The 23,504-nt window shown below is 61.8% G+C and carries 26 protein-coding genes and 1 tRNA gene; 15 read left to right on the top strand and 12 right to left on the bottom strand.

Annotation, left to right across the window (positions count from 1 at the left end; genetic code table 11):
* Positions 1–60: 60 nt before the first annotated feature.
* Positions 61–264, bottom strand: a complete 204-nt coding sequence (locus tag KBB36_RS13860; protein WP_290981882.1) for a cold-shock protein — start codon at positions 262–264, stop codon at positions 61–63.
* A 326-nt stretch (positions 265–590) separates the two neighbouring features.
* On the opposite strand from KBB36_RS13860, the gene KBB36_RS13855 reads away from it, so the two are divergent.
* The gene (locus KBB36_RS13855) at positions 591–1,256 is read left to right on the top strand and encodes a glutathione S-transferase family protein (protein WP_290981880.1); all 666 of its coding nucleotides are present in this window, start codon (positions 591–593) and stop codon (positions 1,254–1,256) included.
* Here KBB36_RS13855 and KBB36_RS13850 read toward each other — a convergent pair.
* Positions 1,243–2,166, bottom strand: a complete 924-nt coding sequence (locus KBB36_RS13850) for a LysR family transcriptional regulator (RefSeq protein ID WP_290981878.1) — start codon at positions 2,164–2,166, stop codon at positions 1,243–1,245. The genes KBB36_RS13855 and KBB36_RS13850 overlap by 14 nt on opposite strands.
* Before the next feature lie 71 nt (positions 2,167–2,237).
* Positions 2,238–3,062 carry a decaprenyl-phosphate phosphoribosyltransferase gene (locus KBB36_RS13845; RefSeq protein ID WP_290981876.1) on the bottom strand — a complete coding sequence of 275 codons (825 nt, stop codon included), beginning with the start codon at positions 3,060–3,062 and terminating at the stop codon, positions 2,238–2,240.
* A gap of 257 nt (positions 3,063–3,319) precedes the next feature.
* Between KBB36_RS13845 and KBB36_RS13840 the strand changes: the two genes are divergently transcribed.
* A complete protein-coding gene (locus KBB36_RS13840; protein ID WP_290981873.1) occupies positions 3,320–4,621 on the top strand; it encodes an FAD-binding oxidoreductase in 1,302 nt (433 codons plus the stop codon).
* Positions 4,622–5,371, top strand: a complete 750-nt coding sequence (locus KBB36_RS13835) for an SDR family NAD(P)-dependent oxidoreductase (protein WP_290981870.1) — start codon at positions 4,622–4,624, stop codon at positions 5,369–5,371. It abuts the gene before it with no gap.
* 56 nt (positions 5,372–5,427) lie between these two features.
* Here KBB36_RS13835 and KBB36_RS13830 read toward each other — a convergent pair whose 3' ends face one another.
* Positions 5,428–6,552: a DSD1 family PLP-dependent enzyme gene (locus tag KBB36_RS13830; protein WP_290981867.1), complete on the bottom strand. Its 1,125-nt coding sequence runs from the start codon at positions 6,550–6,552 to the stop codon at positions 5,428–5,430.
* Positions 6,553–6,736: 184 nt separating this feature from the next.
* Between KBB36_RS13830 and KBB36_RS13825 the strand changes: the two genes are divergently transcribed.
* Complete coding sequence (locus tag KBB36_RS13825; RefSeq protein WP_290981864.1) at positions 6,737–6,910, top strand: type II toxin-antitoxin system VapC family toxin; 174 nt, start codon at positions 6,737–6,739, stop codon at positions 6,908–6,910.
* 85 nt (positions 6,911–6,995) lie between these two features.
* Here KBB36_RS13825 and KBB36_RS13820 read toward each other — a convergent pair.
* Positions 6,996–7,085 (bottom strand) — tRNA-Ser (locus KBB36_RS13820).
* Between the two features lie 153 nt (positions 7,086–7,238).
* Here KBB36_RS13820 and KBB36_RS13815 point away from each other — a divergent pair.
* Entirely contained in the window at positions 7,239–8,702 is a 1,464-nt protein-coding gene (locus KBB36_RS13815) for a sensor domain-containing diguanylate cyclase (protein ID WP_290981861.1), read from the top strand.
* A 30-nt stretch (positions 8,703–8,732) separates the two neighbouring features.
* On the opposite strand, the gene KBB36_RS13810 is transcribed toward KBB36_RS13815, so the two are convergent.
* From KBB36_RS13810 to KBB36_RS13795, 4 genes are all read right to left on the bottom strand, one after another.
* A complete protein-coding gene (locus KBB36_RS13810; protein ID WP_290981858.1) occupies positions 8,733–9,587 on the bottom strand; it encodes an MBL fold metallo-hydrolase in 855 nt (284 codons plus the stop codon).
* Positions 9,588–9,610: 23 nt separating this feature from the next.
* Complete coding sequence (locus tag KBB36_RS13805) at positions 9,611–10,129, bottom strand: response regulator (protein WP_290981855.1); 519 nt, start codon at positions 10,127–10,129, stop codon at positions 9,611–9,613.
* Between the two features lie 91 nt (positions 10,130–10,220).
* Positions 10,221–10,721, bottom strand: a complete 501-nt coding sequence (locus tag KBB36_RS13800; RefSeq protein ID WP_290981852.1) for a hypothetical protein — start codon at positions 10,719–10,721, stop codon at positions 10,221–10,223.
* Between the two features lie 43 nt (positions 10,722–10,764).
* Positions 10,765–11,628: a hypothetical protein gene (locus KBB36_RS13795; protein WP_290981849.1), complete on the bottom strand. Its 864-nt coding sequence runs from the start codon at positions 11,626–11,628 to the stop codon at positions 10,765–10,767.
* Positions 11,629–11,729: 101 nt separating this feature from the next.
* Here KBB36_RS13795 and KBB36_RS13790 point away from each other — a divergent pair, with 101 nt between their 5' ends.
* The 10 genes from KBB36_RS13790 to KBB36_RS13745 all read left to right on the top strand — a co-directional run bounded on the left by KBB36_RS13790 (position 11,730) and on the right by KBB36_RS13745 (position 22,070).
* Positions 11,730–12,521, top strand: a complete 792-nt coding sequence (locus tag KBB36_RS13790; RefSeq protein ID WP_290981846.1) for a YdcF family protein — start codon at positions 11,730–11,732, stop codon at positions 12,519–12,521.
* 120 nt (positions 12,522–12,641) lie between these two features.
* The gene (locus KBB36_RS13785; protein WP_290981843.1) at positions 12,642–13,955 is read left to right on the top strand and encodes a lytic transglycosylase domain-containing protein; all 1,314 of its coding nucleotides are present in this window, start codon (positions 12,642–12,644) and stop codon (positions 13,953–13,955) included.
* Between the two features lie 151 nt (positions 13,956–14,106).
* A complete protein-coding gene (locus KBB36_RS13780; RefSeq protein WP_290981841.1) occupies positions 14,107–15,159 on the top strand; it encodes a septal ring lytic transglycosylase RlpA family protein in 1,053 nt (350 codons plus the stop codon).
* A complete protein-coding gene (locus tag KBB36_RS13775) occupies positions 15,137–16,315 on the top strand; it encodes a D-alanyl-D-alanine carboxypeptidase family protein (RefSeq protein WP_290981839.1) in 1,179 nt (392 codons plus the stop codon). The genes KBB36_RS13780 and KBB36_RS13775 overlap by 23 nt, the downstream gene beginning before the upstream one ends.
* The gene (gene tmk / locus KBB36_RS13770) at positions 16,312–16,953 is read left to right on the top strand and encodes a dTMP kinase (protein ID WP_290981837.1); all 642 of its coding nucleotides are present in this window, start codon (positions 16,312–16,314) and stop codon (positions 16,951–16,953) included. The genes KBB36_RS13775 and tmk overlap by 4 nt, the downstream gene beginning before the upstream one ends.
* On the top strand, positions 16,950–18,092 hold the full coding sequence (locus KBB36_RS13765; RefSeq protein ID WP_290981835.1) for a DNA polymerase III subunit delta': 1,143 nt from the start codon (positions 16,950–16,952) through the stop codon (positions 18,090–18,092). Before tmk ends, KBB36_RS13765 begins: the two co-directional genes overlap by 4 nt.
* A 7-nt stretch (positions 18,093–18,099) precedes the next feature.
* Positions 18,100–18,861, top strand: coding sequence for a Crp/Fnr family transcriptional regulator (locus tag KBB36_RS13760; RefSeq protein WP_290981832.1), 762 nt, complete (start codon positions 18,100–18,102; stop codon positions 18,859–18,861).
* 175 nt (positions 18,862–19,036) lie between these two features.
* The gene (locus KBB36_RS13755) at positions 19,037–20,008 is read left to right on the top strand and encodes a tripartite tricarboxylate transporter substrate binding protein (RefSeq protein WP_290981829.1); all 972 of its coding nucleotides are present in this window, start codon (positions 19,037–19,039) and stop codon (positions 20,006–20,008) included.
* Positions 20,009–20,084: 76 nt separating this feature from the next.
* Entirely contained in the window at positions 20,085–20,558 is a 474-nt protein-coding gene (locus KBB36_RS13750; protein ID WP_290981826.1) for a tripartite tricarboxylate transporter TctB family protein, read from the top strand.
* Between the two features lie 9 nt (positions 20,559–20,567).
* On the top strand, positions 20,568–22,070 hold the full coding sequence (locus KBB36_RS13745) for a tripartite tricarboxylate transporter permease (protein ID WP_290981823.1): 1,503 nt from the start codon (positions 20,568–20,570) through the stop codon (positions 22,068–22,070).
* Here the strand turns inward: KBB36_RS13745 and KBB36_RS13740 are convergent.
* The 3 genes from KBB36_RS13740 to KBB36_RS13730 all read right to left on the bottom strand — a co-directional run.
* Positions 22,045–22,848: an alpha/beta hydrolase gene (locus tag KBB36_RS13740; protein WP_290981912.1), complete on the bottom strand. Its 804-nt coding sequence runs from the start codon at positions 22,846–22,848 to the stop codon at positions 22,045–22,047. The genes KBB36_RS13745 and KBB36_RS13740 overlap by 26 nt on opposite strands.
* Entirely contained in the window at positions 22,848–23,210 is a 363-nt protein-coding gene (locus tag KBB36_RS13735; RefSeq protein ID WP_290981819.1) for a hypothetical protein, read from the bottom strand. The genes KBB36_RS13740 and KBB36_RS13735 overlap by 1 nt, the downstream gene beginning before the upstream one ends.
* Before the next feature lie 3 nt (positions 23,211–23,213).
* Positions 23,214–23,504 (bottom strand): MaoC/PaaZ C-terminal domain-containing protein (locus tag KBB36_RS13730; protein WP_290981816.1); only part of this gene is annotated, 291 nt, incomplete at its 5' end.

Genomic DNA, 23,504 nt, shown 5'->3' with positions numbered 1-23,504 from the left:
CGCTTGATAAAAAAACGGCGGCCTTGACGACCGCCGTTTGTTGAAAGCCGGTTGGAACGATCAGCCGAGCTTGAGGTTGACGGCCGAGGTTTTGCCACGCTGGGTGGCCAGCTCAAAGCTCACCGCCTGGCCATCATTGAGGGTGGTGAGGCCAGCGCTCTCCAGGGCAGAGATATGCACAAACACATCCTTGCCGCCATCACTCGGCTGGATGAAGCCATAGCCCTTGGTGCTGTTGAACCACTTCACGGTACCGTTAGCCATCAGAAACTCCTGTTATCGGCTATTATCTCGCGGCAGCAATGCCGACCTTGCGCCAGCATGCGTCCGACAACCGGTTTTTGGGTATCCCATCAGGGCTACCACGCCTTGAAGCCCATCATGATGCAGCTCGGCACGGTGGCCTGCATGCAGGCCAAAAACGATTGTGCAACGATAAGAGTGCAGGGGCACCGCGATGTCAAGCCAGCATGGCCTGGCAGGCCTAGCTGCATATTTCCAAACAATGGGCTGCAAAAAGCTTCGATAGCTCGATAGGCGATTAATTCAGGATATTGCGCCGTCTTGATTACATTAGAGGGATTTAATCCATGAACAGCCTTGAGTTGATCAGCAATATCCTGTGTCCGTTCACGCAGCGCGCCGGCATCCAGTTGCTGGAGAAGCAGGTTTCGTTCAAGCGGACCTATATCGATCTGGCCGACAAACCGGCCTGGTTCATGCTTGTATCGCCGCTTGGCAAGGTGCCGGTGTTACGCAGCGCGGAAGGCGCCATTTTTGAGACCAGCGTGATCTGCGAATATATCGAAGAGGTGTTGCCGCATCCGCTGCATCCGCGCGCGGCTTTTGAACGCGCCCAGCATCGCGGCTGGATCGAGTTTGCCTCTGCCGCCATCGCCGATGTGCATATGCTCTATACCGCCCGTGACGAGCAGGGTTTCATACAGAAAGTGGCTGATCTGAAGCACAAGATGAACCGGCTGGAGCAACATCTGAATCCTGCCTCGCAGTTTTTCAGCAGCAATAATTTCCAACTTGTTGACGCAGCCTTCGCGCCACTATTTCGGCTGTTTGATACATTCGACACCATCGCGGATTTCGGTATTTGCACCGGCTGTGAGCAAGTGCTGGCCTATCGGCAGGCCTTGCAGCAACGCGCCAGTGTGCGCGATGGGGTGGTGCCGGATTATGACCAGCATTTCCGCCTTTATCTGAAGCGGCAGGCTTCCCATCTGTCCGGGCTTATGACGGCCTGACCGCGACCCGCCCGGCAATCACGGCGTTTCGAGCGGTCAATTCGCGCGCCAGGGCCGCCCGCACGGTGCGAATGCGGGGCAGGCTGGCCATGGCGCGATGGGTCAGCAACCAGAGGCCGGTTTCCAATTCGGCCACCGGTTCGCTGAGCCGAGCCACATTGGTCAGGGTTTCGCCAATAAAGCAGGGCAGCAAACCGATGCCGGCGCCCTGGGATACCGCCTTGGCCGCAGCCGGCAAGGTGTTGGCCCGGAAGCGAATGCGGTGGGGCGGGATTTCCCGCTCTACCCATTGGCCTGGCCCGGAACAGGCCAGACCGGCGTCAAAACCGATCCAGGGCGCAGTTGCACTTGTTGCCGCATCATTGGCGATGTGGTGTGCGCCATAAGCGGCCATTCCGACCGTGGCCACCTTGCGGCCGATCAGCGTCGGGTCTGGCTTGTCGGTAACCCGCACGGCAATATCGGCGGCGCGTTGCGCCAGCGAGAGCGGCTGATTGCTCACCACCAGTTCAAGCGTGATATCGGGCAGATCATGGCTCATGCGGGCCAGAATGCCAGACAGGATATAATCCGATACCGCATCTGGCGCCGTGATGCGCACGGTGCCGGCATTGTCGTTGTCGCGGCCAATCAGGCTGCGCTCCAGCGTCGCGATATCAACCGCGATACGTGCTGCCAGAGCACGCATCTCAACGCCGGCTTGGGTCAGCTGGCAGGATTGCGGGCCGCGCTCCACCAGCCGACAGCCAAGCCGGCTTTCCATGTCACGCAGCCGGCGCGACAATGTCGGATGGCTGAGGCCCAGCGCCGCAGCGGCACGCGACAATGAACCCTGTTCGGCAATGGCCAGGATCAGGCGTAGATCATCCCAGGCTAAGGCTGCACGATGATTTACCAGCGGAGTTGACATGCTTCATCCATCCATCTGCCGCCAATTTATTGATTCTGCGTGCATGTTGCCTGCAACAGCGTAATCCAGGCTCATGCCGGCACCGGCCATAAGGCCCAGACGCAGACTGCCACCCACAACAACACCGTGAGCAGCAACGGCCAGTCAGCCAGCAACGCATCGGTAGGCGACTCGCCGCCATCATGGGCTTCCACAACAAACCAGTAGCGAAACAAACCAAACAGAACCAGGGGCACCGTGAACACCAATTCAGGTTTGGTTGACATTACGAACATGCTGTAAAACACCAGCGCCCCGGTGGCTGACATTTCGGCATAACGATCCACCAGTGAGACAGAGTATTTTTCCAGCACCTTGCGGCCCTCGGTGCCGTTCTGGCTCAATTCCTGCCGCCGTTTGACGGCGGCCAGATACAGCGCCAAGCACAGCGTGGTGATGAACATCCAGGATGATACAGGCACATCCAGCGCCATGGCGCCAGCATAAACCCGTAATACAAAACCGATGGCGATGCTGAAGATATCGACCACCGGCTGGTGTTTGAGCACAAACATGTAGGCCAAGTTCAACACCAGATAGGCGGCGATCACCAGCCCCACCTTTGGGGTCACGAACCAGCCCCATATCAGGATGCTATAGAGGCCGGCGAGCAGGATCAGCGCGGCGGGTACCGAGACCATCCGGGCAGCCAGCGGGCGGGTTTTGGATTTCAGGGGATGGCGACGATCATGCTCAACATCATGCATGTCGTTGACGATATAGGTGGCAGACGAGGCGACGCAGAATAGCAGCATCGCCAGCACGGCATGGCCAACGGCATCGGCCTTCAGGAATGCGCCGGTAAAAACCAGGGGGGCCAGCACAAAGCTGTTCTTGACCCAATGCTTGGGCCGCATCAACCTGAGCAAGCCCAGCATTTGGGCTAAAGCCGAGCGGTTAATTATGGTATCCTGCATCCCTCTAAACCCCGGCGATACGATTGAATGTTTGCCCTGACAAAGCTAGCGGTAATTCTTGCCATTTTCGCATTAATCATGATTGCAGCATATGTCGGCGCCTGCAAAATCCTGGTCCCGGCCATTGCGGGCATCCAGGCTGGTCTGCTTGTTAGATATGCTCCCGACAAGCCCCACCAGTTCCGTGCGGAGGACGTATGAGGAATGTTGCTTCCTGGGGACGCCTCAGCGCTCAACCGCATCGGGTTGTCGCCCTCAATGATCCGGGCAGGGTCTGCGAACTGGTTTGCAACAGCCCGCTTCCCGGCTTGGCCCATGGCATGGGGCGCAGCTATGGCGATGTGTGCCTCAATCCCGAAGGCACGCTCTGGCTCACCACCGGGCTTGACCATTTTATCGCCTTCGATGACCAAACCGGCCGTCTGCTCTGCGAGGCCGGGATATTGTTGCGCGATATCCAGCGACTGGTGATTCCGCGCGGCTGGATGCTGCCGGTGACGCCGGGTACCCAATTGGTGACTGTCGGCGGCGCCATTGCCAATGATGTGCATGGCAAGAACCATCATGCCATGGGGACGTTCGGCGATCATGTCCGGCACCTGACTTTGCTGCGCAGCAATGGCGAGGTGATTGAATGCGGGCCGCAGCTGCGGCCGGATTGGTTTGCGGCCACTATTGGCGGAGTGGGCCTAACCGGCGTGATCACGTTAGCCGAAATCCAGTTGCGTCAGGTTGCCGGGCCTTGGCTGGATAGCGAGACGCTTCCTTATGCCAATCTGGACGAATTCTTCCATCTGGCCGATGCTTCCGAAGCCGGCTGGGAACATACAGTGGCGTGGATCGATTGCAGCTCGGAAGGCAGCCAGCGCGGCTTGTTCATGCGCGCCAATTCCACCGCTGCTGGACCGCGACCCGAGCATAGCGGGCGCAGCTTCACCATGCCCTTTGCCCCGCCGGTTTCTTTGGTCAATCGGCTGTCGCTGCCTGTATTGAACCTAGCCTACTACCACCTCAAGAAGTGGCGCTCTGGCAGGGCAATTGTGCATTACGAGCCATTTTTCCATCCCCTGGACAATCTGCTTGAATGGAACCGGCTTTACGGCCCGAAGGGCTTCTACCAATATCAGAGCGTGGTGCCGCGTGAGGTTGGCCGGGACGCGGTTAAGGCCATGCTGAAAACAATCGCCCGCTCTGGCGAAGGCTCTTTCCTCGCCGTTTTGAAGACATTTGGTAATCGCCAGCCACGGGGCATGCTGAGCTTTGCGCAGCCTGGCGTGACCCTGGCGCTGGATTTTCCAAATCAAGGCACACGCACGCACAAGCTTTTTGAACAGCTTGATGCCATCGTGCGCGAAGCAAAAGGCCGTATCTATCTGGCCAAGGATGCGCGAATGCCAAGAGAGTTGTTTGAGGCCGGCTATCCACGATTGGCAGAATTCATGACATACCGCGACCCTGGGATCAGCTCGGGTCTTTCGCGCCGTTTGATGGGCATTTGAATGAAAAGAATTGTCATTATTGGCGCCACTTCAGCCATCGCCGAACATTGCGCCAGAATATGGCTGCAAGATCAGCCGGCCGATCTGACCCTGGTTGGCCGTGATGTGCAGCGCCTTGAGCGGGTGGCAACAGACCTGCGGGTGCGCAGCCCTGCCTCAAATATTCGCATCATTCAGGCCGCGTTTCTGGACTCGGCAGCGATAAATACCACGGTGCAGGCTATCGTTCAGTCAGGCAACGTGGATGTGGATATTGTGCTGATCGCGCATGGCTCACTGCCGGATCAGGCGGCGTGCCAGGATAACCTGCAAGCCTGCCACGACGCGCTTGAAATCAACGCCCTGTCACCTGTGCTTTATGCCGAGGCCTTTGCAAAATGGATGGGCCGCGCCAATCGGGGCACGATTGCGCTGATCGGATCGGTGGCGGGTGATCGGGGGCGCAAATCAAATTATGTCTATGGTGCGGCCAAAGGGCTGGTCAGCCGCTATGCGCAAGGCTTGCATCACCGTTTCGCCGCAACTGCTGTAAAAGTGGTGCTGATCAAGCCCGGCCCAACCGATACCCCGATGACCGCGCATCTCAAGGGCACGGGAGCGAAATTGGCGCCGGTGGAGGCCGTGGCAACGCAGATTGTTGCGGGCATTCATGCCGGAAAACCGGTTGTCTATGCCCCCGGAAAGTGGCGCTTGATCATGCTTGTGATTCAACATCTGCCCAACTTCATCTTCAACAGGATGAATGTTTAGAGATAGTTCTGGCGAGCGGCAAAAATCAGGCAATTGATTGATCGAGCCGCGTGGCTTCAAGTGGCGGCGCCACGCGCCGCCACCGGCCACAGGCATTCGACGCGGCCCTTGCGGATCCCGACATACCAATCGTAGCGGTCCACGGTCGGGTCGCAATGCCCAGGCACCAGGCGCAGTTTTTCGCCCAGGGCCGGCGGGCTGGTTTCGCTGCCGAAAACCAGCTTGCCATGTTCGTCTGAGGCGCCGCTGACCTGGATATCCGGTCGTTGCCACACCAGCGGCAGGCCACTATCCACGGCATAGGCCTTATGCCCGGCATCAACCACCGCAATGCCGGGGCCGGGACGGCTCATCACTGTGGCCAGCACAAATAGAGCCTGGCGGAAGGGTGAGGTGGTGGCACCATCGGCATCCAGATTGCGGCTGTAATCCGCATCCATGAAACAATAGCTGCCGGCCTGCAATTCGGTATAGACGCCGGAAGCGATCTCGAACGGATAGGTGCCGGTGCCGCCGCCGCCAACAATGGCGCAGGCCAGGCCATGGCGGCGCAGGTCCTGGATGCAGCGCGCAGTGGTTTCCGCAGCCATGCTGATGGCCGTCCGGCGCTCGGCATGGCTGCGCAGATGCTGGGCGCGGCCGTTATAGGCTTGCAATCCGCCAAAGCGCAGATCGGGCGAGGCGGCGATGCGCTGGCACAATGCCACGGCCTCCGGCCCTGCCGGCACGCCGCAGCGGCCCATGCCCACGTCGATTTCCACCAATACGGTCAGCCGTTGCCCGGCAGCACTTGCGGCCTGCTCCAGCGCCGCCACCTGGGCCGGATGGTCAACACAGATCGCCATGCGGGCGATGCGCGCCAGTGCGGCGAAGCGCGCCAGTTTGCCGGCCCCCACAATCTGGTTGCTGACCAGGATATCAGGCACGCCGCCCCAGGCGAGAATCTCCGCCTCGGACACCTTCTGCACACATTGCCCCACGGCGCCACGGGCCATCTGCAAATGCGCAATCACCGGCGATTTATGCGTCTTGGCATGGGCGCGCAGCTTGATGCCGCCGGCCTGCACCGCCGCCGCCATGGTGTCGAGATTATGTTCAAACGCATCCAGGTCGATCAGCAGCGCCGGTGTTTCCACCTCATCCTCGGGCATGCCAGGCGCGGCGGGCAGTGGTTGTTGCATGATGAATTCCTGGCAAATGATGGCTGTTACGGCAAAAGGCTGCGCGGATCATACGGCAGTGGCCGAGGGCAGCAATACAGACCGGGCTACCCGCAATGGAACCAGCCATTGAAGGTGAATGCTACCCGATGGGCATCCGCATCATGGGTAATAAGCTCCAATTCTTGCCACCGGTTGGTATGACATGGGCATCGGCGCTACGCATCGTGCAGGCCTGCGAAAGCTGGGGCAGGGGGAACATCAGGCGGCGCTGAATTTCGGCGATTGTTTTGCCTATGAAGTCGCGAGAGAGCACGGCTGTAGCTTGCTGTATGTGGGGGCGGATTTCTCGCGCACCGATGTAGCAGGCATTCTCTGAAGGCGTTTAGCTGTGGCAATAAAGCCGGTTTAAAAGTTGGGTAAATCAGCTTCTTCTATATAAGTTCTTGTATTTATTAAATATATGGCGGATGGGGTGAGATTCGAACTCACGGTACCCTTGCGAGTACGGCGGTTTTCAAGACCGCTGCCTTAAACCACTCGGCCACCCATCCGGCGCGGATTTGCGCAGGCGGCAAGGCAATAGCGCCGCCCTGGCCCCCGGTCAACCATTCCTGATGCCATTTCAGTGTGTGTATCTTTGCGACTGCTACCCTTTCGCCGGGCTTTTGCGGGTGCTAAATTAAGGGGCGAGGCGGGGGTTTTTGGTGAAAACGGTGTATTCCAAGCGGGTTTTAGTACTGGCGGTCAGCGCGCTGTTACTGGTGGGTTTTCTGGCCACCAGTATCGCGAGCTATTGGGTATCGCGCCAAAGCCTGCGCAGCGCCATCAGCGACACCGAATTGCCGCTGACCTCGGACAATATCTATTCCGAAATCCAGAACGATCTGGTGCGCCCGATCATCATTTCGTCGCTGATGGCAGCCGACACCTTCGTGCGCGACTGGGTGCTGGATGGCGAGCAGGACGAGCGGCAGATCACGCAGTATCTGGCCGAGATCAAGGACCGCTACAACGCATTCACCAGCTTCTTCGTCTCTGATCTGAGCAGCAACTACTATCATGCCGAGGGCCTGCTGAAGCGGGTGCGGCCGGATGAAGAGCGCGATGTGTGGTATTACCGCGTGCGCGATATGGCCAATGATTACGAGATCAATGTTGATCCCGACATGGCCAATTCCGATGCGCTGACCATCTTCATCAATTACCGGGTGAAGGATTACAGCGGCAATTTCATCGGTGCCACCGGTATCGGCCTGACCGTGAATGCGGTGCGCAGCAAGATCGACGATTACCAGCAGCGTTTTGACCGCACGGTGTATTTTGTTGATGAACGCGGCAAGCTGGTCATGGTGGGCCAGGGCGGCGACGTGACTGAAACCGAAGTGGCGGCGCGCGGCGATCTGGCCAAGGTGCTGCCGGATTTGTCGAAAACCGAGACCAAGTCGTTCCAGTATACCTACAAGGGCGAAGCCCGGCTGCTCAATGTGCGCTATATCAACGAATTGCACTGGTATCTGTTTGTTGAAAAATCCGACGAAGAAGCGCTGGCCGGCATCACCCGCACGCTGTATTGGAACCTGCTGATCAGCTTTGTCATCACCTTGCTGGTGCTGTTTGGCTCACGCCAGGTGATCAATCGTTTCCAGGGCCGGCTGGAAGAAATGGCCACTACCGACCAGCTTACCGGCCTGGCCAGCCGCCATGCCTATGAAATGCTGATGCAGCAGGCGATGCGTGATACACAGCGGCATAGGCAGTCATTGGCCATGCTGATGGTGGACATTGATCGCTTCAAGCTGATCAATGATGGCTTTGGCCATATCGCCGGTGATCGTGTGCTGCGCGGCGTGGCTGATGCAATCCGCGCCGCGCTGCGCTCATCCGATATCATTTGCCGCTGGGGCGGCGACGAATTCCTGGTGGTGCTCCGCAACTGCGATATTGCCAATGCTCAGCGTATTGCTGAAACCATCCGCACCGTGGTGGAGCAGGCTGAATTCAATGTCGCCGGCAATGTGGTGGCGGCCAGTGTCTGCGTCGGTGTAGCCTCGCTGGCGCCGGGCGAGACGCTGGATCATCTGCTCACCCGCGCCGACGACGCCCTGTTTCAGGCCAAGGAAGAGGGCCGCAACTGCGTGCGCGTGGCCGAGACACCGCCTGGTATCTGAACCCCGGTATCTGAACGCCGGCATCTGAATTCAATGCGGACCGGGCAGGATCATCACGGTTGGTTTGGCCGGCAGGGTTTGGCGCCCCACCAACAGGCTGCTGGTATCGCTCAGCACCACCGCGTGGCTATCCCGCAGCAGGCTGAGAAACCGCTCCAGCGTATGCTCGCCGAAATAATGCATAGGGATCACCAGCGGCGCCTTGAGCTGGCGGATCACTTCCACCATTTCGATCTGGTTCAGCGTGTAGCCGCCATCCACCGGCACCAGCACCACGTCGATGCGGCCCATATCGGCCAGATGGCCGGGCTCCAGCCGGTGATGCAGATGGCCAAGATGCGCCACGCAAATTTCAGCGGCGTCGAAGATGAAGATCGAATTGCCATCATATTCAGTGCCGCCGCCCCAGTTGCGGATATTGGTGGGCACATTGCGCACCCGCAGATCCTTGAAGCCCAGGTTATGCCGCGCCGGCTTGCCCTCAAACGGCCAGCCGCGCAGCACATGGCGAATGCCGGGATCTGGGCGGTCGGTGAAATGCGTGGTGTGGGCATGATTCATAGTGGCGATATCCGGCACCATGTCCGGCCGCAGATAATCATTGTAATCGGTTGCCGCGCTGGCGCCGCCCGGGGTTTCGATCAGAAACGTGGCATGGCCGACAAAACTGATGCGCAATTGCCCGGCCGGCGGCGTGCCGCGCAGGGCTTGGGCCTGCATCGGCAGGGGGGCAGGCGGCTGCTGTGGCCGGTAGGCGACCGGCAGCAGGCGCGGCATGGCATTCTGCGCCACAGCACCGAGGCAGGCGGCCAGGGCCGGGCCAGACCACCCGCCGCCAAGCCAAGCCAGAATGGCAATCAGCAGGGCGCGGATGGTTCGTCGCATCGGAAACCTCAGGTCTGGCGCCCTCAGGTTTTGGGCGGTGTGATCCAGGGATTGTGGCCGCGCGGGCGGCCCGGCTTCTGATCTTCCTCTCGCCGGCCAGGATTATCCAGCATTTTTCGCCGCCGCCGGTCGGGGCCGGCATAATCTTTGTTTTTGACGAAGCCGCGTGGTTTGTTCAGCACAGAATTTAGGCAGCGTAGCAGCGTTTCGGGCTGCACCGGCTTGACCAGGAAATCATCCACCCCGGCACCAAGGGCTTCCTGCACCAGCCCGCCTTCGGCATGGGCGGTCACCATCACAATCGGCAACATCGGATTGCCGATGCCACCGATGCGGCGGATCAGTTTTACCAGCGTCAGGCCGCTGACAATGCCAAGCTGATAGTCGCAGAGCAGCAGGTCGAAAGCGCCATCTTTCAAGGCGGCAATGGCGCTTTCGGTGTCGCGGGCGCGCTGCACCTTGCCGAAGCCCAGCGCATTCAGCATCGCGGTGAGCGTTGCGGCGGTGCCTTCATGATCTTCAACCAGCAATATGCGCGGCATGCCTTGCTCTCGCAAACCTGAGATACTGTGTTTTTACTGATGTTGCTGCCACAAGCAACCGTGATTGCTGCGCCGAAGCACGTGCAGCGGCTTAGCGGCAGAGCGGGATATCCGTCACCAGCAGCTTCTGTTGCAGCTTGGCGTAGTATTTGAAGCCCTGCCATGCTTCGGCCTTGATCTTTTCCACCACATCATAGGCGGCCTTGCATACGCCGGCATCCACTTCCGGTGCGGCGCGGGTGGCGATGGAGGCGTCATTATCCCACTGCTCCTGGGCGGTGCGGTTGGGATAGATGCGTTTCAGGGCGCCGCTGCGCATCGCCACGGCGGTGCGCAATTGCTCGCCGTTTTCGCGGTCAAACTTGTACCAGCTATCCAGGGCCGGCTGGCCGCCAACCGGATCATAGCGCGCGCAGCGGCGCAGGACTTCGCGCAGCAGCATGCCGGCCCGCACTTCGGATTCCGCCTCGGCTTCCTTTTCGTTGAAACAATAGCGATTGCGTGCGTTAACCCCGCCAGCGGCACCGGCCGGCCCGCCAGGCCCAGCGCCGGGGGCATTCTGTGCCGGCGCCGGGGCAGCAACCAGCAGCAACAATCCGCATAGTACGGTCAGTCTGAAGGCAGCGAGCATAATCTCAGCCGGCAGTTTCCAGCTTGCGCATGATGCGGCAGTCGCGGCCCAGCGCAATCACGGCGCGGCAGAAATCCGCCGTGCTGCCGGCATCGCTGAAATCGCCCGCCAGCAAACGCACAAAGCGGCCATGCTGCGGCACGTCAATAAGTTTCAGATGCATGCTGGCGCCGGCCAGCCGGCTGCCCAGCCGGGCGGCCAGGTCCGCCCACAAGGTTTCTGCCTCGGCGGCGGTGGCGGTAGAGGCAATATGCGCTTCATAAAGCGCGGTACTGGCAGTGCGGCGCAATAGGGCGCGCTCACTGGCGACAATACCATCAAAGCCATGCACCTGGCTCGCCGGCATCGCCAAGGGGGCGGGCGTGTTGGCCGGTACGGCCATCGGCGCCGGCTGTGCCAGCGGCAAAGGTTGCGCCATCGGCACTGGCATCGGCATGTTCAGCCGTTGTGGTGATTGCGCCGGGGCCGAAACCGGCTGCGGCATGGCCGAGGGCTGCGATGGCGGTGGCGCCGGCCAGCGCAAGCCTGCCGGCACGGCTACCGGTTGCAAGCCGGAAGCATAGCTGCCGGGCTGTTGCACCACGGGCTGCTGCACCACGGGCTGAGGGCGTGCCTTGGATGGCTGCGTCGGTTCGGCTGCGTTGTTTGTGGCCCGGCGGGGCGGCGGCAATGCAGCCGGCACCACGGCCACATGCTGGCCCGGCAATGCTGTGGCCTGGAAGCTGGGATCAATGCTCGCCACCCTTACGATCACACTGCGCTGGGTTTGCTGCCCGGCTGATGGATCAGTTGCGGCGCTGAAGCCAAGCATGCCAGTGGAGGCGACGACGGCAAGGCCAACGGCGGCAGAGATGGGCGTGAGCGACATGGCAATCTCGCGGTTGCGGCAAAGGTTAAGCAAAGGTTAGCATTCCGCCCCGTTTGCCGCCACGGACTTTTCCGTCGGCCGCTCGATCCGTGTGCGAGATCATGTCAGCCATCCTCACCAAACTGCTCTGGCCCTTGCTCAATCCCGCAGCCTTGCTGCTGACGCTGCTGCCTGTAGCGGCGATCGGGTGCCTGTGGCAGCGCAGCCGCCGGCTGGCAAAGCCGCTGCTGGCCAGCCTGGTTGGCCTGCTGCTGCTGGTTTCAGTGCTGCCGCCGGCCTATTGGGCGGTGCGGCCGCTGGAGGACATGCTGCCGCCAGCAGTTTTGCCCGCCTGGCTGGATGGCATCATTGTGCTGAGCGGTGCCGAGCGACCGGCCCTGAGCGGGGCGCGCAACCAGCCGCAGCTGAATGAAAGCGCCGAGCGGCTGCTGGCTTTTGCCGATCTAGCGCGGCGCTACCCGACAGCCAGACTGGTTTATACCGGGGCCGGCATACCAGCTCAGGCCGGCGGGGTGGCCGAGGATCAGGTTGCAGAGCAGGCACTGGCCTGGACCGGGCTGGAAACAGGGCGCGTGATTTTTGAGCGCCAGGCCCGGAATACCAGGGAAAATGCCGCATTCAGCCAGGCATTGGTGCAGCCCAGGCCAGGCGAAACCTGGCTGCTGATTACATCGGCGGTGCATATGCCGCGTGCTGTCGCCTGTTTTCAGGCCGTGGACTGGCCGGTGTTGCCCTATCCGGTGGATTACGCCACGATGGGGGTGGCGGAACCCTGGCTGGATTTTGATCCGTTGCTCGGTTTGCGCAGCCTTAATCTTGCCACACGCGAATGGCTAGGTCTGGCATTGTACCGTCTGCTAGGGCATACACGCAGCATCCTTCCGCAACGCTAAGCTATTGCAGTTGCAGGCTTGTTCTAGTAGTGATGGTTAATGGCGATTTGTACATGGAGTGGAGCAATGGCGGGTTGTGAGGCTGGTAAGAGCGAATGGCAGAGCCGTCGGCGTAATCTGATGCGCTCGGCATCACGCCTGCTGGTTGCCAGCCTGGTTTTTGGTGGCCTGATAGCCTGTGCCGAAAGCCGCTCTGATCGTATCGCTGCCCGCAACGAAGCTGCCGCCGCCGCTGCCGGTGGTGCTGCGCCTGTGGCCAGCCCAGGCCAAGCCAGCACGGGCCAGGCCAGGGCTGCCACCAAGCCGGCAACGGCTCCTGCTGCGGCCAGCACACCGGCGCCGGCTCAAGCTGTTGTGCAGCCGGCCCCGGTTGTTACCCCGGCCCCGACGGCTGCTGCCCAGGGACCTGCCCAGGCACCTGCGGCAGCGCCAGCGCCGGCCCCGGCCGCCGCCCCGGTGCAGGAAGCCCGTGTGCCAGCCAGTTTTGATCGTGCGGCTTTCCAGAAATTCCTTGATGATTTGCGCCAGGAAGCGGTCGGCAAGGGGATCAAGCCGGCGGTGGTGACAGAAGCCCTGGCCAATGTGGAGCCGGTGGCGCGGGTGCTGGAGCGGGATCGCAACCAGGCTGAATTCAAGATCGATTTTGCCACCTATCGGGATCGTGTGATCACCACGGCCAATGTTGAGCGCGGCCGCCGGCTGCGCGACCAGCATCGCGAATTGCTGGGCCAAGTGGCGCAGCGCTATGGCGTGCAGCCGCGCTTCATTCTGGCGATCTGGGGCATTGAGACGCGCTATGGTGCTGTGAAGGCCGATGTGCCGCTGTTCAATTCGCTGGCCACGCTGGCTTTTGACCAGCGCCGCGCCGCGTTTTTCCGCAATGAGTTATTCTCTGCGCTGCAAATGCTGGATCGCGGCTATATCGATTATCCGAGCATGAAGGGTTCGTGGGCCGGGGCCATGGGGCAGCCGCAATTCATGCCCTCAAGCTATCTGGCCTATGCCGAAGATTTCGATGGCGACGGCAAGCGCGATATCTGGGGCAATCAAGGCGACGTATTTGCCTCCATCGCCAATTACTTGGCGAAGCAGAGCTGGTCTTCGGCGCAGACCTGGGGCCGCGATGTGAAACTGCCGGCTGGTTTCCAGACCCGCATGCCGGAACTGGCCCGCGAGGGCCGCTCGGGCTGCCGCGCCATTGACCAGATGACCCGCGACCTGCCGCTGTCAGAATGGGCGCGGCTTGGCGTGCGGCGCGGCGATGGCGGCGAATTGCCCAAGGTGAATCTGACCGGCGCCCTGGTGCAGCCCGATGGCCCGAACGGCCCGAGCTTCCTGGTCTATGCCAATTACCGCTCGGTGCTGCGCTACAATTGCGCACACCACTATGCGTTGACCGTCAGCATGCTGGCTGATCGCATCGAGGGCAGCTGATCCATCGGAGAGTTTTCCGCGCAGGAATGGCTTCCCCGACTCAGGCTTATCGGCTAGATTGCTACAATATATAGCCATGCCGATGAAACAACGCGCCATAGCTTGGTTTACGCCAGGCAAATCGGCTCCCAAGCGGGGCTTGCGGTTAACCATGCTTGCGGCCCTGGCCGGCTGTGGCTTGGCAGGCTGTGCTGAAACCCAGCTTGTCACCCATGCCACCAAGTCGGTGGTGCGGTCTGAACCGGCTTCGCCTTCGGTTTCGGCGCCCGCCGGGCGTGGCACCGGCATCTACAAAGTGGGCAATCCCTACCAGATCAACGGCGTGTGGTATTACCCCAAGGAAGACCCGAATTACGACGAGACCGGCATCGGCTCGTGGTATGGCGAGCAATTCCATGGCCGCGCCACCGCCAATGGTGAAATCTTTGATATGAACGAGGTGACGGCGGCGCATACCACGCTGCCGATGCCGTCTATGGCGAGGGTCACCAATCTGGATAATGGCCGCTCCATCGTGGTGCGGATCAATGATCGTGGCCCTTATGTGAATGGCCGGGTTATCGATCTCTCGCGGCGTTCGGCGCAATTGCTGGGTTATGACCGCCAGGGCACCGCCAAGGTGCGGGTGCAATATCTTGGCCCGGCGCCGCTGGCCGGTACGCCGCCAGGCGAAAACGCCCAGGCTGTGGTGGCCGCGGCCAATCGCTCCAGCAACGAGGAAAAGCCGGTGGCATCGCCGCGTGCTGCGGTGGAAGCCGAGGCCTTGCCGCCGCCGCCGGGGGCGCGCCAGCAGCCGGCCAGCAGCCAGGGTCAGTCGCGCCAGATTCAGGGCCAGGTGGTGCCGGCCGGCAATAGCAGCCAGCCTAGCGCGATGCAGATTGTGGCGGCGCAGAACCAGTCTGCCGCCACGCCGCGCGCCAATCCTGCCGCTGATCTTGCCAAGCAGCAGGTGCAGATCACACCGGTCAAGGGCGGCCAGGGCATCTATGTGCAGCTCGGCGCCTTCACCCAGCATGAGAATGCCAGCCGCGCAGCGGCTTCGGTATCCGGCTATGGCCGTGTCGCGATCACCTCGCGCATCGTCAACAATCAGGAATTCTTCCGTGTCCGGCTCGGCCCGTTCGACCAGGTGTCGAATGCCGATGCGGCACTTCAGCAGATGCTTTCCATCGGACAGACCAATGCGCGTATCGTTGTTGAATAGTTTTGTCGCCGCCGCTTGCGGCCTGCTGTTGCTGGTGGCGCCGCAGGCCCGGGCGCAGATCGGCCAGATTGACACCCTGGCACGCCAGATGGTGTTGATTGATGCTGATAGCGGCGCGGTGATTTTTGACAAGAATGGCGACGAGCGCATGCCGCCATCGTCGATGTCGAAGCTGATGACCGCCTATATGGTGTTTGAGCAGCTGGCGATGGGCAAGCTGCGCATGGACGATGTCTTCCCGGTTTCCGAGAAGGCGTGGCGCATGCAGGGTTCCAAGATGTTCGTACATGTTGGTGATCGTGTGCGCGTGGAGGATTTGCTGCGCGGTGTCATCATCCAGTCGGGCAACGATGCCTGTATCGTGCTGGCCGAGGGCATTGCCGGCAGCGAGGAACGCTTCGCCGAAATGATGAATGAGAAGGCGAAGCAGATCGGGCTGAACAATTCCGTGTTCCGCAATGCCTCGGGCTGGCCAGATCCCGAGCATGTGATGACGGCGCGCGATCTGGCGCGGCTGGCGCAGCATATCATTGCCAAATTCCCGCAATATTATCATCTCTATGCCGAGAAGGATTTCACCTACGGCATTGATCCGATCAGCAAGCGGCCGATCAAGCAGGGCAATCGCAATCCGCTGCTCTATAAGGATATCGGCGCCGATGGCCTGAAAACCGGCCATACCGAAGCTGCCGGCTATGGCCTCACTGCCTCGGCCAAGCGCGGTGACCGCCGCATGATCCTGGTGGTGAACGGCCTCAAAAGCATGAATGAACGCTCGCGTGAATCCGAACGGCTGATGGAAATCGGTTTCCGCGAATACGATACCTACAAGCTGTTCAGCGCCGGCAGTGTGGTTGACGAGGCCGATGTGTGGCTGGGCGAACGCGGCAAGGTGCCGCTGGTGGTAAAGGATAATCTGGCGGTCACCATGGCGCGGCGCAACCGCACCGGCATGAAAGTGACGATCCGCTACGAAAACCCGATCCCGGCTCCGATCATCGCCGGCACGCCGCTGGCCACGCTCACCATCACAGCGCCGGAAACCGCGCCGATTGAAGTGCCGTTGCTGGCCGGCACCTCGGTGCAGCAGCTTGGCTTTGGCGGCCGTATCTCGGCGGCTTTGGGCCATCTGCTCTGGGGCGCGGGCAAGCAGTGAGCAACCAGCTTGGCCGCTTCATCACGCTGGAAGGCGGCGAGGGGGCGGGCAAGTCCACCCAGATCAAGCGGCTGACCGCCCGACTGGCTGCCTGCGGCATCGATGTTGTGGCAACCCGCGAACCGGGCGGCACGCCGGGCGCCGAGGCGATCCGTGGCTTGCTGGTGACCGGCGACACGGCGCGCTGGGAACCGGCCACGGAAACCCTGCTGCATTACGCCGCCCGCGCCGAGCATGTGCGCAAGCAGGTGCAGCCGGCACTGGCTCGTGGCGCCTGGGTGGTATCTGATCGTTTTGCCGATAGCACCATGGCCTATCAGGGCTATGCCGGCCAGGTTGGCCGCGCCGCCGTGGAAAGCCTGCATGGCTGGGTGCTGGGCGATTTTAAACCCGATCTCACCCTGATCCTTGATCTGCCTGTTGAGATTGGCCTGGCCCGTGCTGGTGGCCGCGGCGGCGGCGAGGACCGCTATGAGCGCATGGGGCTGGCGTTTCACGAGGCTTTGCGCGCGGCATTCCTGGATATCGCGGCGCGTGAGCCGCAGCGTTGCCATGTGGTGGATGCCAGCCCTGAGCCGGATGCCGTGGCGGCGGCGCTCTGGGCAGTGGTTGCGGCGCGGTTTAACCTTGCGCCATGAGCGGCTTTGAAGCGGAAGATTTCACCTCCTGGGGGCCACGCCACACGGCGGCCCTGGTGGGGCATGCAGCGGCAGAGCAGGTTTTGCTGGAAGCCTGGGCTTCCGGCCGTTTACCACATGCCTGGCTGATCACCGGGCCGCGCGGTGTGGGCAAATCCACGCTGGCATTTCGCTTTGCCCGCTTCCTGCTGGTCAACGGCATGGCAGGCGCTGCTGATGACGGGCCGAGCCTGTTTGGTGCTCCGCCCAAGCCAACCAGCTTGGCTTTGCCCGAGGAACACCCGGTATTCCATCGTGTCGCCAGTTTTGGCCATGCCGACCTGATCACCGTAGAGCGCAGCTGGGACGACAAGAATGACCGCTGGCGTGGCGAGATCGTGGTGCAGGATGTGCGCGCCGTGATCGAGCGTTTTGGCATGACGGCGGCGGAAGGCGGCTATCGCGTCTGCATTGTCGATGCCGCCGACGACATGAACACCAATGCAGCCAACGCGCTGCTGAAAATCCTGGAAGAGCCGCCGCCGAATGCGGTGCTGCTGCTGGTGAGCCACGCACCGGGCAGCCTGTTGCCCACCATCCGCTCGCGCTGCCGCCGGCTGCCGTTGCAGCCGCTGGGCGATACGGCGATGCAGGCGGCGTTGCGCGATCTGCTGCCCGATCTGAGCGAGGCAGAGCGCCAGTCGCTGGCGGTGGCGGCGGAAGGCTCGCCGGGGCGGGCTGTCACGCTGGGTGGCCAGGGCGGGCTTGATCTGCTGCGGGAATGGCTCGATCTGATCGCCGGGCTGCCCAAGCCCGATATCGGCAAGCTGCATAGTTTTGGTGACAAGCTGGGGCGCGCCACCGGGGCGGAGAATTTCCGCGTCATGGTGGAATTGTTCCGCTGGTGGCTGGCGCGTTTGGTGCGGGCGGCGGCGGCTGGCCGCGCCGGCGGCGCCGGCTGGGCGGAATTGTTTCAGGGCGAAGCGGCTTTGGCGGCGCGGCTGGCCTCCTGGCAGGCGCCGGACCGCTGGGCCGAGGATTGGGAAACCATCGGCCGCTTGCTGGATCGTGGGGAATCGGTCAATCTCGACCGCAAGCAGATGCTGCTGAACCTGTTCGCCACCATGGGGCGGGCGGCTGACTCGGCAGCACGGCGCTGAGGAAACCATGACGGTCAAGGCCGAAGCAGGACGAGGCGAGGGCAAGGCTCGCGGGGCGGCGCCTGCGCGCGACACGCTCGAAACCATTCCCTTGTTGCAATCGCTCTCGCAGGCGGCGCGCGAGGAGATGGAGCGTGCCTGCCAATGGCGTCGCTTGGCTTCCGGCGAGCAGATTCTGGATCGCAATTCGGATAGCCGCGACGTTTACTTTGTCGTCGAGGGCGTGGTCGAGGTGATCAATTATTCCGGCAATGGCCGGGAGATTTCCTATGCCACGGTGCCGGCCGGCGGTTATTTCGGCGAATTGGCCGCCATTGATGGCGAGCGCCGTTCGGCCAGCGTGGTGGCGGTAACGCCCTGCCGGCTTGCCGCCATGCCGCCCAAGGCCTTTGAGGCATTGCTGGCGCGCTCGCCACAGGTGGCGCTGGAGGTGATGCGGCGCATGGCGCGCATCATCCGCGCCAACAATGAGAAGATCATGGATCTGGCCACGCTGGGCGCCATCCAGCGTGTGCATCGTGAACTGATCAACCTGTCGCGCCGCGATCCGGTGAACCCCACCGGCTGGCTGATCTATCCCATGCCCAAGCAGCATGAAATTGCCCGCCGCGCCGCCACCACACGCGAAACCGTGGCTCGCGTGCTGGGCCAGTTGATTGATGGCGGCCTGATCCAGCGCAAGGACAAGACCTACTATCTCAATGATCGCTCGGTGCTGGAGCAATCAGTGGCGCGGATGGATGCGCGCCATGCCGATCCCACCACCTGATAACTACTGCCACTTGGCCGCTACTGATTTTGACGCGCTTCGCGCAGAAGCCGCCTCACATCCTGTTGACCTGCCATCTTATATACTAGATAGTTCTTGGTGGACGGCAGGGGCACCATAAGCCCCGCCGCAGAGGAAGCGCAGTAAAAAAACCGATAACCAGGAGGGCAGGCCCATGCGTGGCTTCAAAACTTTCATCACATCCCTGGCGGCGGGTGCCGCCTTGTTGGCGGCCGGCGCGGCGCAGGCGGCGTTCCCTGAGCGGCCGATCACCATGATCGTGCCCTGGGGCGCGGGCGGCGGCACCGATGCCACGGCGCGCATCATTGCCAGCCTGATGGAAAAAGAGCTGAAGCAGCCGATCAACGTGGTGAACCGCACCGGCGGCAGCGGCGTGGTGGGCCATTCGGCAATCGCGCAGGCCGCTCCGGATGGCTACACCATCGGCATGATCACGGTGGAAATCGCCATGATGCATTGGCAGGGTTTGACCGAGTTGAACCCGACTTCCTATACGCCCATTGCGCTGGTGAATGCCGATCCTGCCGGTGTGCAGGTGCCGGCCGATGCGCCCTACAAGACCGTGAATGAGCTGCTGGCGGCAATCAAGGCCAATCCGGGCAAGATGAAAGCTTCCGGCACTGGCCAGGGCGGCATCTGGCATCTGGCGATTGCCGGCCTGCTGCGTGATCAGAAGATTGATCCGGCCAGCGTGCCGTGGGTGCCGAGCAATGGTGCTGCGCCAGGCCTGCAGGACATGATTGCCGGCGGCGTGCAACTGGCCCCGGTTTCGCTGCCCGAAGCGCGCGCGCTGATCGATGCCGGCAAGGTCAAGAGCCTGGCGATCATGGATGCCAAGCCCTCGGCGCTGTATCCCAATGTGCCGACACTGAAAAGTGCCATCGGCAGCGACTGGACGATGGCGGCCTGGCGCGGCATTGCCGGCCCCAAGGGCATGCCCAAAGAAGCCAGCGACAAGCTGCTGGCGGCACTGAAGAAGGTGCATGACGGCAAGGAGTTCAACGACTTCATGGCGCAGCGCGGCTTCGGCGTAATCTGGGCCGGGCCGGAGGATTTCACCAAGTTCATGGCCAAATCCGACAAGGATATGGGCGAGGTGATGAAGGCGGTTGGCATCGCCAAGTGAGATATTGCCGGCGCGGTGCCATCGGGTGCCGCGCCGGCAATTCTCCCATCTTCCGATTTCCAGCAAGGTTGGCGTGATGAGACTGCATGATGCCCTGGTCGGTTGCCTGCTCGCGATTCTCGGTATCGCCGTGCTAATTTCAGTCAGCCAGTATCCAGCCATTCCAGGGCAGAATGTTGGCCCCTCGGCTTTCCCTGGCACTCTTGCCTTGCTGCTGTTGGTTTGCTCCGGCCTGCTGATCTGGCGCGGCCTGCGCGATGGCCGCAGTCAAGCGATCATCTCATTCGGCGCCTGGATTGCGTCGCCGCGCCATGTGCTGAATGTGGTGGCGGTGGTCGGCGGCCTGCTGTTTTACATTTTCTGTGCTGACTTCATCGGCTTCATCCCAATCGGCATTATCATTCTATCAGTGCTGTTTTTCTGCCTTGGGGTAAGGCCATTGCTGATCCTGCCGGTGGCCCTGGTGGCCACGCTGGTGATCCATACGATTTTTTACAAGCTGCTGCGCGTGCCTCTGCCCTGGGGCATCATGCAGGGCATGATCTGGTAGGGCCGGGCCATGGATGCGTTGCTGCATAATACCGGCCTAGCCTTCGGCCTGGTGTTTGAGCCTTATGTGCTGATCGTGATTCTGTGCTCGGCGGTGTTTGGCCTGGTGGTTGGCGCGATCCCGGGCCTCACCGCGACCATGGCCACGGCTTTGCTGGTGCCGATCACTTTCTTCATGCCGCCAGTGCCGGCCATTGCCGCCATCGTCACCGCCACCGCGATGGCGATTTTCTCCGGCGACATTCCGGGCGCGCTACTGCGTATTCCCGGCACGCCGGCCTCGGCTGCCTATGTGGATGAATCCTACAAGATGACACTGAAGGGCCAGGCCGAGACGGCGCTTGGCGCCAGCCTGATCTTCTCTGCCATTGGTGGTTTGTTCGGCACAGCGGTGCTGATCACCGCCGCGCCGGCCCTGGCCGAGATTGCGCTGAAATTTTCGTCGTTTGAATATTTCTGGCTCGTGGTGCTGGGCCTGTCCTGCGCCGTGTTCATCGGTGCCGGCACCCCGCTGAAAGCCTGCATCTCGCTGCTGATCGGCCTGCTGGTGGCCTGTGTCGGGCTGGAAAATCCTGGCGGCTATCCACGCTTCACTTTCGGCAATACCGAGTTGATGGGCGGCGTCAGCGTGATCCCGATGATGGTGGGCATGTTCGCGGTTTCCGAAGTGCTGCGCTATGTGGTGAACATGGACCCGCCGGCCCGCATCGTGGTGGAAAAACTCGGCAGCGTGTTTACCGGCATGTGGGGCCTGATTGCGAAATATCCCGCCGCGCTGTTTCGCGGCAGCGCGCTCGGCACCCTGGTCGGCATCCAGCCCGGCGCCGGGGCTGATATGGCGGCCTGGATGTCCTACGCCGTGAGCAAAAAATTCTCCAAGGAACCGGAGAAATTCGGCACCGGCCATGTTGAGGGCATCGTGGAATCCGGCGCCGCCAATAACTCCGCCCTGGCCGGCGCCTGGGTGCCGGCGCTGGTTTTTGGTATTCCGGGTGATTCCATCACTGCCATCGCCATTGGTGTGCTGTATCTCAAGGGCCTCAATCCGGGGCCGACTTTGTTCCTCAACAGCCCGGAAAATGTCTACGCCATCTTCCTGGTGTTTATCCTGGCCAATCTGATCATGATTCCGCTGGGCTGGGCCACGATCCGGCTGGCCACCAACATCCTGCGAGTGCCGGGCAAAATCCTCATGCCGGTCATTCTGCTCTTCTGCATCGTCGGCGCCTTCGCCATCAACAATTCGATCTTCGGCGTTGTGGTGATCTTGGTATTCGGCCTGCTGGCCTATGTGATGGAAGAAAACGGCTTCCCGGTGGCGCCGGCGATTCTCGGCGTGGTGCTGGGCACCATGCTGGAGGAAACCTTTGTCACCTCGCTGATCAAGTCAGATGGCAATCTGCTCGGCTTTTTTGAGCGCCCGATTTCGGCCGGGCTTGGCGTGGTCACCTTTGTGATCCTGTTCTGGCCGCTGGCAAGCCGGCTGGTCAGGCATTTGCGGGCAAAGCCTTAACACTGGCGGCAAATTCCGCCAGCGCGGCGTTGAATGCATCGGGCTGCTCCAGATGCGGCATATGGCCGGATTGCGCCAGGCAACGGCGTTGCGCGTTTGGCAAGGTTTGTTCCAGCCATAGGCTGACTTCCGGCGCATAGAGCTGGCTTTCGCCGCCATGGATGATCAGGCAGGGCAGGGAGAGCTGCGGCAGCAGGGCGCGAAAATCCTGCTCGGCCATCGAAGCCCATATTGCTGCCATCGCCCGGCTGTCATTGTGGGCAATCTCGCCGCTGATCCACTGTAACAACGCGGCATCCGGCTGGCTGTTGCGGGCAAAAAGATGTGGCAGGAAAGCGGCGCTATGGCCGGCCCAGTCGCTGCGCATCGCTGCCAGCACGGCGGCATTCTGTGCCGCATCGAAGCTGCCGCCCAGGCCCAGGCGCCAATCCGGGCCGGTTTGCAGCCGCGCCGTCATATCCTCGATCACCAGGCCGGCAATTTCCTGCTGGCCGTAGCGGCGCAGATAGTCGAAAGCCACCATGGCGCCCATCGACCAGCCAACCAGCAGCGGTTGTTCCAGGCGTTGCTCTAGCAGCAAGTCATGCAGCGCATCTGCCAGGGCGGGAATGCCGGGATTCGCCCCGGCCGGCGTGGCGCCGTGGCCAGGCAGATCAGGCAGCAGCAGGCGGAAACGATTGGCAAGAGCCGCTTCCTGCGGGCCAAAAAAGCCGCCATGGCAGGACCAGCCATGCAGAAAAACCAGCGGCGGCCCGCTGCCGATATCGCGGCAAAACATCACGCGCCAACATCCTTGGCCAGCACCAGGGCGCGGCCTTCGCAATAGCGCGTGCCATCCGGCCCGGTGCAGGTGGTGCTCAGGTCCACCAGATGTTTCTCGGGCCGCAGCCGGGTGATTTCCACCCGCGCAGTGAGCGGCGTGTTGAGCGGCGCCGGGCGCAGGAACTGCATTTCTTGCTTCAAGTAGTTGGTGCCGAAGCCGGGTAGGTCGACACCGAGCAGATACGAAAACAATGCGCCGATCAGCGGCTCAGGCACGGCCTGCGTGGTGTCGCCGGGCTGCCCCGCGAGATCGAGAAACGCCGCCAGGTCGGCAGCGTTGTAGCTGCGGGTGATTTCCGCCTTGTCGCCAACCTGCATGGCTCAGGCCTCCTCGATCGCGGTGTCGCCGGCACACACCACGGCGCCATCGGCAATGCGGCACACCTCAACCAAATAGGCACCGGCGCCTTGCGGGGTGAGCGTGAAACGCAAGGCTTCGTCGGCATAGGCCGGGTTGGGAAACATCAGATTCTGGTGCTGCTGCCTTGCGCCGGGATGCTGCCGGCGCAGCAGGCCCCAGATGACGCTGTAGAGCAGCATGCCGTGGCTGACGGTGCGGCCGAAGCGGGTGCGGGCGGAAAAGGCCGGGTCGACATGGATCGGGTTGTTGTC

The organism is Ferrovibrio sp. (assembly GCF_017994015.1).
Lineage (GTDB): Bacteria > Pseudomonadota > Alphaproteobacteria > Ferrovibrionales > Ferrovibrionaceae > Ferrovibrio.
The sequence above is the reverse complement of the archived record's forward strand: the minus strand, read 5'-3'. Positions and strand labels throughout refer to the sequence as shown.